We start from the raw sequence: 12,229 nt of genomic DNA on the forward strand, positions 1-12,229 counted from the left end.
ACGGGCTGTTTCGTGTCGCCGGTGAGGGTGCGGGCGAGCCGGTCGCCGATGCGCAGGGCGTCGTCGGGGACGGGTCGGCCGGTGCGGAGCAGGGCGAGTCCGATGCCGGCGAGGCCGCTGTGCAGGCCGGGGCCGTACCGGTCGTGGAGGCCGGTGCGACATCGGTCGAGTAGTTCTGCGGCGTCGTCGTGGCGTCCCGTGTGGTCCAGCAGCGCGGCGATGCCGGCGAGGCCGTCGTAGAGGCCGAGGTGCGTGGCGGGTAGGCGTCGTGCGGCGCGGACGAGCCAGTCGAGGTGTTCGTCGCGTTCGGGGTAGTCGGCGCCGGTGGTGACCAGTGCCCAGATGACGCCGGCGGCGCCGTGCGCGAGGGCGGCGCCGCCGTGCGGGAACTGTCCGGGGTCGCCGGGGAAGAGCCGGTCGGTGCGGTGCGGTGTGGCGGTGGCGCGGATTCCGGCGGCGAGTGATTCGAGCAGCGGGGTGTGGTCGGCGGCCTGGCCGGTGGGCCAGGGGAAGCGGGTGACGCGGCTGCGGTCGGGTGCCGTGGTGCCGGCGCCGTCGGTGGTGGGCGCGGTGCGTGCGGTGTGCAGGTCGTCGCGGATGCGGTCGAGGTAGCCGGCCGGCAGGGGGAATCGTCGGGCCGCGCTCGTCAGGTCGTGGAACTTGTCGTCGGTCAGGGCGGTGAGCTGGGTGATCGGTAGGAAGACGGCGAGTCGGAGGCAGGCCAGCGCGTACCTGTCGACGGCCGGGCCGCGACGTATCCGCGGGGTGGCGAAGCCGGGGTCGCCCAGTGACGGGGTGAAGTCCTCGTCGACCAGGTACGCCTGTTCGAAGTCGACGAGCACGATCCGGCCGTCGGGTCGGATCATGACGTTGGCGGTGTGCAGGTCGCCGAAGACCACTCCCCTGGCGTGTACCTGGGACAGTGCCGTCTCGACCCGGTCGATGACGTCGAGCGCCCACGCGGTGTAGTCGGCCAGTTCCTGGTCGGTGGGGTCGGGGTGGATCAGGGGGTGCCGCATGGCCAGGTGGTGTTGCAGGGTGTCCCCCTCGACGAACTCCTCGACCAGGAATTCGTGTTCCCACCAGGTGAGGCGGTCGAGCAGTCGTGGTACGCAGTCGAGGCCGGCGAGGCGCCGCAGCATGTCCTCTTCGCGGCGCAGGCGGGTGAGCGCGTCTGTGCCGGCTCCGTCGAGCCCGGCCAGCGGCCGGGCTTCGCGCAGGACGACGGTGCGGCCGTCGCGCAGGTCGGTGGCGCGGTAGACGCCGCCGGCGTTGGAGTGGTGCAGGGCCTCGTCGATGCGGTACGGCGGGTCGTCGTCGGTCTCGGCGGCTGCTGCCGCGATGCGTTCGGCGACGAAGCCGGGTACGGGGGCCCAGTCGGGCACGGTGAAGACGGGTTCGCGCCGGTCGGGGACGAGGACTCCGTCGGGGCGTACGACGGCGGGGACGGGTTCGTCGCCGTCGACGCACCAGAGTTCGGCGAATCCGCCGTAGCGCAGGTAGAGCGGGCCGTCGTGCCAGCGCAGGTCACTGAGGACGTACGGGCCGCGGTAGCCGGCGAGCCGGGCGCCGAGGTCGTCGAGGATGCGGCGCAGGGCGGTGTCGTCGGCCGGGTACAGGGCGGCGAGTTTGCCGCTGCCGGCGCGGTGGGCGTACTTCTCGTTGTTGACCAGGGCGAGCCGGCGGCTGCGCTGGAACTTGAAGGCAACGTGGTGGCGTACGCAGTGGTCGCGTACCAGGTCGAGCACGTCGGCGGCGTCGTCGAGGCCCACTGACACGTGTACCTTCCAGCCCTGCTGCGGCAGCTGCGCCTGGGTGGGGTGCCACATGATCCAGCCGCCGTGCTCGGCGACGCGCCAGCCGGTGGGCGGGGTCTGGTCGGCCAGCGGGAACCGGCTCGCCGTGTCGGCGACGTACGCCGGTGAGTCGACGTGGACCGGGTCGGCGATCAGGAACGCACCGGGCGTGGGCATGGCAATCCTCGCGGCCGTGACGGATGGGATGGGTGTCCGGGGCGTTCGGTGTGTCGCCGCCGTCGTCCGGACTGGTTCCATCGTGGTCGTAGCCGGCCGGTCCTGGCGTCGGGCCGTGGGCCGAGGTTCGGGGTCCTCCCCGGCCCGGTGCGGGGTGCCGGGGGTCCGTCTGGAAGGTGACACCGGATGTCACCCGGTACGGGGACGTCCGCGGGCCCGGTGTCGGCCAGAATTCGTCGCGTACGCGGGCTGTTCGCCCGCCCTTTCCCTGTTCTCTGGAGGTCCTTGATGAAGACCGAGGTCCAGTCGCCGCCGACGGTTCTGCTCCTGCAGGCGCAGCGGCCGGCCGGGTGGGTGACAGTCGCGCGTGGGGTCGCGTTGGACGGCCGGCGTTGTCTGCTGAGGACGGTGGGTGCCGGCCGGCCGCGGTCCGGTGACGCGGTGCGTCTGGTCGGGGTCACCGGCGCGGAGGTGCGGCCGCTCACCGTCGCCGAGGTGTCGGTGCTGCACCGTGACCCGGCGGACCTGCTGATGGTGTCGATCGCCGAGGAGACGGTTCCCGGTGGGTACGGCACCGACGCGTCGGCGGTGCGCCGGGTGCTGGCGTTGCTCGCTGACGACGAGGACCGGCGGTGGCGGGTGGCCGCGGACGCCGCCGGTGCCGTCGTGCCGTCGGTCGTGCTGGTGGGGGCGGGCCGGCCGGGTGTGCCGGGCCGGCCGGCGGCGCCGGTGACGACGCACCGGGTGAGCGCGGCCACGCCACCGCCGGACGGTGACGGCGGCGGTGACGACGACGGCTCCCCGTTGTCCTGGACCTGCCGGTTGTTCGGGATCGGCTGCCCGGCCGAAGACTCCTAGCCCGCCGATGACCACGGTGACCGGTGCGGTGGCGCCGTCTGGCCCGGCGCGGGCTGCGAGATGGTGGCGTCACGATTTTCTGCTGCTGCCGGTGCTGTGCCTGCTCGACCTGTTCACGGCCTCGTCGGTGGTGATCCAGAGCGAGCCGGTCGGCCCGGCCCGGCAGTGGCTGCAGGTGCTCGCCGCGGTGCTGTCGATCGGCGCCCTGTGGTGGCGGGCCCGCGCGCCGGTCGCCGTGTTCGTGTTCGAGTGCGCCCACGGCGCGGCGATGTGGTTCCTGGTGCACGACTACCGGCCGTGGGTGGGTCTGATCGTCGCCCTGTACACGGTGGCGGCGTTGCGGCCGTTCGTGGTGTCGGCGGCGGCGTACGCGGCGGCGTGCGCGCGTAGCCTGCTCAGCGCGCTCGACTCGTTCCGGGTGGAACCGAGCCCGGGCGCGCGGGCCGGGGAGTTCGCGGTCACCGCGCTGATGTTCGCGCTCATCTACGCCGCCGCGTTTGCGGCCGGTTCGGTGGTGCGGCGGCACCGGCGGCGGGTGGCCCAGTTGGAACGGGAACGGCGTCTGGCCCGGGCCGAGGCGGTGGCGTTGGAGCGTCGCCGGATCGCCGCCGAGCTGCACGACGTGGTGTCCCACTCGGTGACCGTGATGGTTCTGCAGGCTGCCGGTGCCGCGCGGATCAGCGCCTCCGACCCGGAGCGGACCCGGGAGGCGCTGCTGCACATCCAGCAGGCCGGGCAGCAGGCGATGGCGGAGCTGCGGCGGCTGCTGGCGGTGATGCGGGCCGACTCGGGTCCGGCGGCCGACGGTGAGCCGGGTCCGCAGCCGCGGCTGGACGACATCGAGGTGCTCCTGACGTCGATGCGGTGCGCGGGGCTCACGGTGACCATGTCGGTGTCCGGCAGCCCTCGGCCGCTGGATCCGAGTATCGAGCTGGCGGCGTACCGGACGGTGCAGGAGAGCCTGACGAACACGCTGAAGCACGTCGGGCGGCGTGCCTGCGCGACGGTGCATTTCGCGTGGCAGGAGCGGGTGGTGTTGCTGCGCGTCGACGACGACGGCACGGGCCGCGAGGCGGGCGGCACGGCGGCGGGACTGTCGACCGGCAACGGGCTGGCCAGCCTCGCCGAGCGGCTGGAACGCGTCGGTGGTCGCCTGGTCGCCGGGCCGCGTCCCGAGGGCGGGTTCCGGGTGAGCGCGACGCTGCCGGTCGCGCAGCGCGGCGACCTCGTGGCGGCGCCGGGTGACGGCGGGGTGCCCGCTGTCGGGTGAACGCGTGTCCGCTGTGCGACATCCGGCTAGCCGCCGACGCCGACACCGATGATCATGTGGTGGGGCCGCGGTCACGGCCGCCGACGACGGGAGCCTTCATGATCCGGGTGCTGCTCGCCGACGATCAGCCGCTCGTACGGGCGGGACTCGCGATGCTCCTGACGAACGAGCCGGACATCGAGGTCGTCGCCGAGGCCGACGACGGGGCGCAGGCCGTGGAACTCGGTCGGCGCCTGCGCCCGGACGTGGTGCTCATGGACGTGCGGATGCCCGGCACCGACGGTCTGGCCGCCACCAGGTCGATGGCCGAGGAGAAGCTCATCGACGACGCCGACCGGCCGGTACGGATCATCATGCTGACCACCTACCACGTGGACGAGGCGGTGCACGCCGCGCTGCGGGCGGGCGCCTCCGGTTTCGTGCTCAAGGACGCCGCGCCCGAGGAACTGGTGTCGGCCATCCGCGCGGTGGCCGACGGAGAGGCGTGGCTGGATCCCGCCGTCGCCCGGCGGCTGCTCGACGACCTCGCCGCCCGGCCCGACCCGGGGCTGCCCACACCGGTCCAGATGCGCGGGCTCACCCCGAGGGAACGCGAGGTCCTGGTGCTCATGGCGTACGGGATGTCGAACCGGGAGATCGCCGAGCATCTCGTGCTCGGCGACGCGACGGTCAAGACCCACGTCAGCCGGGTTCTCGCGAAGCTGGGGATGCGTGACCGGACGCACGCGGTGGTGGCCGCGTACCAGTGCGGCCTGGTGGAGCCCGGCACGGCGCCGCCGGCCCGGATGGCCGGCCTGTCCCGCTGAGGCCCGTGGCGCGGCCGGGGGCCTCAGCGGGCACGGCGGTCAGGCGCCGACGTAGTCGGCGAGGTGTTCGCCGGTGAGTGTGGACCGGGCGGCCACGAGGTCGGCCGGGGTGCCCTCGTAGACGATCCGGCCGCCGTCGTGACCGGCGCCGGGGCCGAGGTCGATGATCCAGTCGGCGTGCGCCATGACGGCCTGGTGGTGCTCGATCACGATGACGGACTTCCCGGCGTCGACGAGCCGGTCGAGCAGGCCGAGCAGTTGGGCGACGTCGGCCAGGTGCAGGCCGGTGGTCGGTTCGTCGAGGACGTACACGCCGCCCTTGTCCCCCATCCGGGTGGCGAGCTTGAGCCGTTGCCGCTCCCCTCCGGACAGCGTGGTGAGGGGCTGACCGAGCGTGAGGTAGCCGAGGCCGACGTCGGAGAGCCGGTCGAGGATGGTGTGGGCGGCCGGGGTGCGGGCCTCGCCGTCGCTGAAGAACGTCTCGGCCTCGTCGACGGACATGGCGAGGACCTCGCTGATGTCGCGGCCGCCGAGGTGGTAGTCGAGGACGGCGGGCTGGAACCGCTTGCCCTCGCAGTCCTCGCAGGTGCTGGCGACGCCGGCCATCATGCCGAGGTCGGTGTAGATGACGCCGGCGCCGTTGCAGGTCGGGCAGGCGCCTTCGGAGTTGGCGCTGAACAGGGCGGGCTTGACGCCGTTGGCCTTGGCGAAGGCCTTGCGGATGGGGTCGAGCAGGCCGGTGTAGGTGGCCGGGTTGCTGCGGCGGGAGCCGCGGATGGCGGTCTGGTCGACGCTGACGACGTCCTCGCGTCTGGCCAGTGAGCCGTGGATGAGGCTGCTCTTGCCGGAGCCGGCGACGCCGGTGACGACGACCAGGACGCCGAGGGGGATGTCGACGTCGACGTCGCGCAGGTTGTGCGTGCGGGCGCCGCGGATGGGCAGCGCGCCGCTGGGCGTACGCAGCTTGTCCTTGAGGGTGGCGCGGTCGTCGAGGTGGCGGCCGGTGGTGGTGCCGCTGGCGCGCAGGCCGCCGACGGTGCCTTCGTAGCAGATGGTGCCGCCGGCGCTGCCGGCGCCGGGGCCGAGGTCGACGACGTGGTCGGCGATGGCGATGGTCTCGGGTTTGTGTTCGACGACCAGGACGGTGTTGCCCTTGTCGCGCAGTTGCAGCAGGAGGCTGTTCATGCGGGCGATGTCGTGCGGGTGCAGGCCGATGGTGGGTTCGTCGAAGACGTAGGTGACGTCGGTGAGGGACGAGCCGAGGTGTCGGATCATCTTGGTGCGCTGGGCCTCGCCGCCGGAGAGGGTGCCGGCGGGCCGGTCGAGGCTGAGGTAGCCGAGGCCGATCTCGACGAACGAGCCGAGGGTGTCCCCCAGTGCCTTGAGCAGCGGGCCGACGGAGGGTTCGTGCAGGTCGCGTACCCAGGTGGCGAGGTCGCTGATCTGCATGGCGCAGGCGTCGGCGATGTTGATGCCGTTGATCTTCGAGGAGCGCGCTTCGGGGGCCAGGCGGGTGCCGTCGCAGTCGGGGCAGGTGGTGAACGTGACGGCGCGTTCGACGAAGGCGCGGATGTGGGGCTGCATGGCGTCGACGTCCTTGGCGAGCATCGACTTCTGGATGGCCGGGATGAGGCCGGTGTAGGTGACGTTGATGCCGTCGACCTTGATTTTGGTGGGCTCCTTGCGGAGCAGGTCGTCCAGCTCACGCTTGGTGTAGTCGCGGATCGGCTTGTCGGGGTCGAACAGGCCGCTGGAGCGGAAGATGCGGCCGTACCAGCCGTCCATGCTGTAGCCGGGGATGGTGATGGCGCCCTCGTTGAGGGAGAGCTTCTCGTCGTACAGGACGGTGAGGTCGAAGTCGGTGACGGCGCCGCGGCCCTCGCAGCGGGGGCACATGCCGCCGAGGCGGTTGAAGGTGCCCTTCTTGGTCTGGGTCTTGCCGGGGCCGCGGTCGACGGTGATGGCGCCGGCGGCCCGTACGGAGGGGACGTTGAACGAGTAGGCGTTGGGCGGGCCGATGTGGGGGTCGCCGAGGCGGCTGAACAGGATGCGCAGCATGGCGTTGACGTCGGTGGCGGTGCCGACGGTGGAGCGGGGGTCGGCGCCCATGCGTTCCTGGTCGACGATGATGGCGGTGGTGAGGCCTTCGAGGATGTCGACCTCGGGGCGGGACAGGGTGGGCATGAAGCCCTGGACGAAGGCGCTGTAGGTCTCGTTGATGAGGCGCTGTGACTCGGCGGCGATGGTGCCGAACACCAGTGAGCTCTTGCCGGAGCCGGAGACGCCGGTGAAGACGGTGAGGCGGCGTTTGGGTATCTCGACGTCGACGTTGCGCAGGTTGTTCTCGCGGGCGCCGTGGACGCGGATGATGTCGTGGCTGTCGGCGTGGTGCAGGCCGGCGGTGGCCTTGCTCATGGTGTCTCCGTCCGGTTTTGCGGGTGTCAGTCGAGCCAGCGGCCGTCGCGCATCAGGGTGCGGCCGGGCAGCTCGTCGGCTTCGCGCCAGGCCTGGATGCGGCGCGGCGTGATGCGGTACCAGCGGTAGGGCGTGGTCAGGGTACGAGGGTCGAAGCCGGTTCGGGTGGCGAAGCGGTCCCCGCGCTCGGTGGGCAGGGCGTCGATGGCGAGGTTTTCCACGTCGCCGTCGATCATGGTGACGTCGCGGGTGGGGCCGAGGCCGATGCGCGCGCGGCCGGTGGCGAGGTTGCGGCCGGTGGGGCTGTCGGCCGGGGTGGCGACGAGCAGCGTGTCGCCGTCCCAGTCGAAGGACAGGGGCACGAGGTACGGGGTGCCGTCGGGGTCGGCGGTGGCGACCCAGCAGTCGACGTCGTGGTCGAGGCGGTGGGTGGTGTCGTGGCGGCGGCGGGCGCGGGTGCGGGGCGCGTCGGTCATGGGTGGGGTCAGCGCCGCTCGTTGATGCGGATGAGGTTGCCGGTGGGGTCGCGGAAGGCGCAGTCGCGTACGCCGTAGGGCTGTTCGGTGGGTTCCTGGACGACGTCGGCGCCGCTGGCCGCCAGGCGGTCGAACAGGCCGTCGAGGTCGTCGGTGGCGAGGGTGAGCGCGCCGTAGCTGCCCTTGGCGATGAGTTCGAGGATGGTGCGGCGTTCGTCGTCGGTGATGCCGGGGTCGGCGGCCGGCGGGTGCAGGACGATGCCGGTCTCGGGCTGGTTCGGCGGTCCGACGGTGAGCCAGCGCATGTTCTGGTAGCCGACGTCGTTGCGCAGTTCGAAGCCGAGGGTGTCGCGGTAGAAGGCGAGGGCGGCGTCGGCGTCGGTGTGGGGCAGGAACGCGTAGTGAATGGTGATCGTCATGGTGGTCACGCTAGTGGTGGCCGGCCGGTGCGGGCTTCTCGATTCCTGATCGGTCGGGTCGCCTGTTTGGTCAGGCACGGGGGTGGTTCCGCGGTGTCGGGTGCGTGGCGGGCGCGGTAGGCGCTGGGTGGTTCGCCGACGAGTTCGGTGAAGCGGGTGCTGAACGTGCCCAGGGACTGGCAGCCCACGGCGAAGCAGACGTCGGTGACGCTGAGGTCGCCGCGGCGCAGCAGGGCCATGGCGCGTTCGATGCGGCGCGTCATGAGGTACGCGTACGGGGATTCGCCGTAGGTCTGGCGGAACTGGCGGCTGAGGTGGCCTGCGGACATGTGCTCGCCGCGGGCGAGGGCTTCGACGTCGAGGGGTTTGGCGTACTCGCGGTCGATGCGGTCGCGGACGCGGCGCAGCCGGGTCAGGTCGCGCAGGCGTTGGGCGAACGCGGGGTCGTCGGTGGCCGGGTGCGGTGGCACGTCCGCATCTTGCCTGCTGGGCGGTGGTGTCGTCCACCTGTTCGAGCGGCGAGTCGCCGCCGGGTGCACCCGCGGCCCGGGCGCACCCGTACCGTCGGTCAGCGCAGCCGGCGGGCGGCGAAGCGGGTGGGTGGGTCGGCGATGGCGTCCTGGGTGGCGACGAGTTGCAGTTCCCGGGTGCCGGCTTCGAGGGTCGCCTCGAGTACCGCGTAGATCGAGTTGGTGGTGCGTTCCAGCGCGGTCTGCGGTGAGCCGGTGGTGACGAGGTGGGCGAGGTAGAGGGCGGCGGTGACGTCGCCGCCGCCGTTGGGGGCGATCGGCAGCAGCGGGGTGGTGACGGCCCAGGCGCCCTCGTCGGAGACGGCGACGACCTCCAGGTGCCCGGCGGGCAGGTCGCCGTGCAGGACGCTGGTGACCAGGACGTGCCGTGGGCCGGCGGCGCGGACGGTGTCGACGGCGGCGAGGAGATCGTCGAGGGTGTCGGTGGTGCGGCCGGCGAGGAACTCCAGCTCGAACTGGTTGGGGGTGACGATGTCGGCGCGCGGTACGACGGTGTCGCGCAGGTATTCGGGGATGCCGGGGCGGACGAACATGCCCCGGCCGACGTCGCCCATGACCGGGTCGCAGCAGTAGAGGGCGGCCGGGTTGGCGGCCTTGACGCGGGCGACGGCGTCGAGGATGACCGCGCCGACGGCGGGGTCGCCCTGATAGCCGGAGAGGACCGCGTCGGCGGTGCCGAGCACGCCGCGGTCCTCGATCCCGGCGATGACGTCGGCGACGTCGGTGGGGGCGAGCAGCGGGCCTCGCCAGGCGCCGTAGCCGGTGTGGTTGGAGAAGTGCACGGTCAGGACCGGCCAGACCTCGTGTCGGAGGCGTTGCAGTGGGAACACGGCGGCGGAGTTGCCGACGTGGCCGTAGGCGACCGACGACTGGATGGACAGGATCTTCACCTGCTCATGGTCGCATCCCGGGGCGGGTGTGACGGGCGGTGGTGGGGTGATGACGGGTGGCTGCGGCGGTGACCGTTCGGCTCAGCGTTTCGACCGCCGGGCGCGGGGCGGGTTTGGGCGCAGCGTGCGGTGGGGGCATGAACCGCCTGTGTTCTCGCCATCTGGACGGAGGAAGCAACGATGCTTTCCGCACTCGATCGTCGGCACACCGTCGCGCCGCCGGGGTACAGCCGCTGGCTGATCCCTCCGGCGGCGCTGGCGATCCATCTGTGCATCGGGCAGGTGTACGCGACGAGCGTGTACAAGAACTCCCTGATCGCGCATTTCGACACGAGTCAGACGGCGATCGGGGTGATCTTCAGCATCGCGATCGTGATGCTGGGGTTGTCGGCCGCGGTGGCCGGTACGTGGGTGGAGGCGAACGGGCCGCGTAAGGCGATGTTCGTCTCGGCGTGTTTCTGGGCGGCGGGTTTCCTGGTCGGTGCGCTGGGCATCGCGACCGGGCAGCTGTGGCTGCTGTATGTGGGGTACGGCGTGCTGGGCGGCATCGGTCTGGGGATCGGCTACATCTCCCCCGTCTCCACGTTGATCAAGTGGTTTCCGGACCGGCCGGGTCTGGCGACCGGGCTGGCGATCATGGGGTTCGGCGGTGGGGCGATGGTGGCCTCTCCCCTGTCCCGGCAGCTGTTGTCGTTCTACGACGCGGGTTACGACCCGTCGGACAGCGGTTCGACGGCGTCCGGGTCGGCGTTGGTGTGGCTGTTCGTGACGCTCGGCGTCGGCTACTTCGTGATCATGATGTTCGGGGTGTTCAACGTGCGGGTGCCCGCGCCGGACTGGCGCCCGGCCGGGTTCGATCCGGCCCAGGTGGCCGAGAAGCCGCTGGTGACCACCGCCAACGTGTCGGCGGCCAACGCGGTCAGGACGCGGTCGTTCTGGCTGCTGTGGGTGGTGCTGTTCTGCAACGTGACCGCAGGGATCGGGATTCTGGAGCAGGCCAGTCCGATGATCCAGGACTTCTTCCGCGAGGGCGGCACGTCGGCGGTGTCGGTGGCGGCGGCCGGCGGGTTCGTGGGACTGCTGTCGCTGTTCAACATGGCGGGCCGGTTCGTGTGGTCGTCCACGTCGGATGTGATCGGCCGTAAGCCGATCTACGTGGTGTACCTGGGTGTGGGCATGGTGCTGTACCTGGTGCTGGCGCTGGTGGGGCAGACCTCGACGGCGTTGTTCGTGCTGCTGGCGTCCGTGATCCTGTCGTTCTACGGCGGCGGGTTCGCGACCATTCCGGCGTACCTGCGGGACCTGTTCGGCACGTTCGAGGTGGGCGCGATCCACGGCCGGCTGCTGACCGCGTGGTCGGCGGCGGGCGTGGCCGGGCCGCTGATCGTCAACGGGTTCCTCGACGCGCAGGGCGAGCCGGGCACGTTGACCGCGGCGGCGTACCGGCCGGCGCTGTTCACGATGGTCGGCGTGCTGGCGGTGGGGCTGGTGGCGAACCTGCTGGTGCGGCCGGTGCCGCAGCGGTACCACGAGCCCGCGTCCGGGCGGGGCGAGACGGAGCAGGGACAGCCGGGATCGACGGAGAGGAGCGGATCGTGAACGAGCACAGCGGTGGCGGGCAGCTGGTTCGCCTGGTGGTGTCGTGGCTGCTGGTGTCGGCGCTGTTGGGCTACGGCGTGGTGCAGACGGTGATCACGGCGGCGAAGCTGTTCACCCAGTAGGAGACGCGACGCGGCGGCCCGGGGGCGGCAACCCCCGGGCCGCCGCCCGGGTCAGAGGCCGCCGCCGACGCGCAGGACCGCGCCCGTGGTGTACGAGGCGTCCGCGCCGAGCAGGTGTGCGATCGCGCCGGCGACCTCCTCGGGTTCCCCCGCGCGGCCCATCGGGATCCGCCCGGCGGCGCTGTCCGGGCGGTCGGGCACGCCGGAGCGGGCGTGGATCGTGGTGCGGATGATCCCGGGGGCGACGGCGTTGACGCGGATGCCGTGCGGCGCGAGTTCCTTCGCGAGCCCGACGGTGAGGGTGTCGGTGGCGGCCTTGACGGCGGCGTAGTGGATGTACTCCCCGGGTGAGCCGAGCGTCGCGGCCACGGAGGAGACGTTGACGATGGCGCCACCGCGGGTGAGCCGCCGGGCCGCCTGCTGGGCGCAGAGGACGTACCCGATGAGGTTGACGTCGACGACCTCGCGCAGGTCGTCGACGCGCAGGTCGGTGAACGGGCCGATCGGGCTGGTGACGCCGGCGTTGTTGACCAGGCCGGTGAGCGGGCCGAGCCGGTCGGCGGCGTCGAAGATCCGGCGTACCTCGTCGGGGTCGGTGGTGTCGGCGGCGACGGTGACCGCGCGGCGGCCGGCGGCGCGTACGTCGGCGGCCACCGCCTCGGCGGCCGCGTGGTCGGCGCGGTAGCCGATGACCAGGTCGTGGCCTTCGGTGGCGAGCCGGCGGGCGGTGGCCGCGCCGATGCCGCGCCCTCCCCCGGTGATGATGGTGACGGAGGTCAATGCCCTTCTCCCCTGTGCGGTGGGGGCGACGTTACCGTGGGCGGGACCATCCGGGGTGGAGAGGACTGTCACATGGGGCGCGCGTTGGTGC

Annotated in this window: 12 protein-coding genes; 5 read left to right on the forward strand and 7 right to left on the reverse strand. The window is 72.2% G+C overall.

Annotated elements, in window-relative coordinates:
* A partial coding sequence (gene lanKC / locus F8279_RS26915) for a class III lanthionine synthetase LanKC (RefSeq protein ID WP_151501431.1) occupies positions 1 to 1,973 on the reverse strand: 1,973 nt, incomplete at its 3' end.
* Between the two features lie 288 nt (positions 1,974 to 2,261).
* On the opposite strand from lanKC, the gene F8279_RS26920 reads away from it, so the two are divergent.
* The 3 genes from F8279_RS26920 (at position 2,262) to F8279_RS26930 (ending at position 4,907) form a co-directional block, all read left to right on the forward strand.
* Entirely contained in the window at positions 2,262 to 2,831 is a 570-nt protein-coding gene (locus F8279_RS26920; RefSeq protein ID WP_151501432.1) for a hypothetical protein, read from the forward strand.
* A 7-nt stretch (positions 2,832 to 2,838) separates the two neighbouring features.
* The gene (locus F8279_RS26925; RefSeq protein WP_091426903.1) at positions 2,839 to 4,101 is read left to right on the forward strand and encodes a sensor histidine kinase; all 1,263 of its coding nucleotides are present in this window, start codon (positions 2,839 to 2,841) and stop codon (positions 4,099 to 4,101) included.
* A gap of 98 nt (positions 4,102 to 4,199) precedes the next feature.
* Entirely contained in the window at positions 4,200 to 4,907 is a 708-nt protein-coding gene (locus F8279_RS26930; RefSeq protein WP_175438876.1) for a response regulator transcription factor, read from the forward strand.
* Positions 4,908 to 4,946: 39 nt separating this feature from the next.
* Here F8279_RS26930 and F8279_RS26935 read toward each other — a convergent pair whose 3' ends face one another.
* The 5 genes from F8279_RS26935 to pdxY form a co-directional block, all read right to left on the reverse strand.
* Positions 4,947 to 7,322, reverse strand: coding sequence for an excinuclease ABC subunit UvrA (locus F8279_RS26935; protein ID WP_151501433.1), 2,376 nt, complete (start codon positions 7,320 to 7,322; stop codon positions 4,947 to 4,949).
* A 26-nt stretch (positions 7,323 to 7,348) separates the two neighbouring features.
* Positions 7,349 to 7,798 (reverse strand): pyridoxamine 5'-phosphate oxidase family protein, encoded by a 450-nt coding sequence (locus F8279_RS26940; protein ID WP_091426905.1) that lies wholly within the window; start codon positions 7,796 to 7,798, stop codon positions 7,349 to 7,351.
* An 8-nt stretch (positions 7,799 to 7,806) separates the two neighbouring features.
* Positions 7,807 to 8,217: a VOC family protein gene (locus F8279_RS26945; protein ID WP_091427082.1), complete on the reverse strand. Its 411-nt coding sequence runs from the start codon at positions 8,215 to 8,217 to the stop codon at positions 7,807 to 7,809.
* A 5-nt stretch (positions 8,218 to 8,222) separates the two neighbouring features.
* On the reverse strand, positions 8,223 to 8,687 hold the full coding sequence (locus F8279_RS26950) for a helix-turn-helix transcriptional regulator (RefSeq protein WP_013286348.1): 465 nt from the start codon (positions 8,685 to 8,687) through the stop codon (positions 8,223 to 8,225).
* Positions 8,688 to 8,785: 98 nt separating this feature from the next.
* Positions 8,786 to 9,637, reverse strand: a complete 852-nt coding sequence (gene pdxY / locus F8279_RS26955) for a pyridoxal kinase PdxY (protein ID WP_091426907.1) — start codon at positions 9,635 to 9,637, stop codon at positions 8,786 to 8,788.
* A 180-nt stretch (positions 9,638 to 9,817) separates the two neighbouring features.
* Here pdxY and F8279_RS26960 point away from each other — a divergent pair, with 180 nt between their 5' ends.
* Entirely contained in the window at positions 9,818 to 11,236 is a 1,419-nt protein-coding gene (locus F8279_RS26960; RefSeq protein ID WP_151501434.1) for an OFA family MFS transporter, read from the forward strand.
* The gene (locus F8279_RS30845; protein ID WP_255474251.1) at positions 11,233 to 11,358 is read left to right on the forward strand and encodes a hypothetical protein; all 126 of its coding nucleotides are present in this window, start codon (positions 11,233 to 11,235) and stop codon (positions 11,356 to 11,358) included. Before F8279_RS26960 ends, F8279_RS30845 begins: the two co-directional genes overlap by 4 nt.
* Before the next feature lie 51 nt (positions 11,359 to 11,409).
* On the opposite strand, the gene F8279_RS26965 is transcribed toward F8279_RS30845, so the two are convergent.
* Positions 11,410 to 12,138 carry an SDR family NAD(P)-dependent oxidoreductase gene (locus F8279_RS26965; RefSeq protein WP_091426909.1) on the reverse strand — a complete coding sequence of 243 codons (729 nt, stop codon included), beginning with the start codon at positions 12,136 to 12,138 and terminating at the stop codon, positions 11,410 to 11,412.
* Positions 12,139 to 12,229: the final 91 nt, after the last annotated feature.

This window comes from Micromonospora sp. AMSO1212t, from assembly GCF_008868145.1.
Classification (GTDB): Bacteria; Actinomycetota; Actinomycetes; order Mycobacteriales; family Micromonosporaceae; genus Micromonospora; species Micromonospora tulbaghiae.

Bases quoted from the DNA above. Each gene is read 5' to 3' on its own strand.
- F8279_RS26945 (WP_091427082.1), bottom strand. From the start codon at position 8,217: ATGACGATCACCATTCACTACGCGTTCCTGCCCCACACCGACGCCGAC.
- F8279_RS26940 (WP_091426905.1), bottom strand. From the start codon at position 7,798: ATGACCGACGCGCCCCGCACCCGCGCCCGCCGCCGCCACGACACCACC.
- F8279_RS26925 (WP_091426903.1), top strand. From the start codon at position 2,839: ATGACCACGGTGACCGGTGCGGTGGCGCCGTCTGGCCCGGCGCGGGCT.
- F8279_RS26935 (WP_151501433.1), bottom strand. From the start codon at position 7,322: ATGAGCAAGGCCACCGCCGGCCTGCACCACGCCGACAGCCACGACATC.
- F8279_RS26930 (WP_175438876.1), top strand. From the start codon at position 4,200: ATGATCCGGGTGCTGCTCGCCGACGATCAGCCGCTCGTACGGGCGGGA.
- F8279_RS26920 (WP_151501432.1), top strand. From the start codon at position 2,262: ATGAAGACCGAGGTCCAGTCGCCGCCGACGGTTCTGCTCCTGCAGGCG.
- F8279_RS26960 (WP_151501434.1), top strand. From the start codon at position 9,818: ATGCTTTCCGCACTCGATCGTCGGCACACCGTCGCGCCGCCGGGGTAC.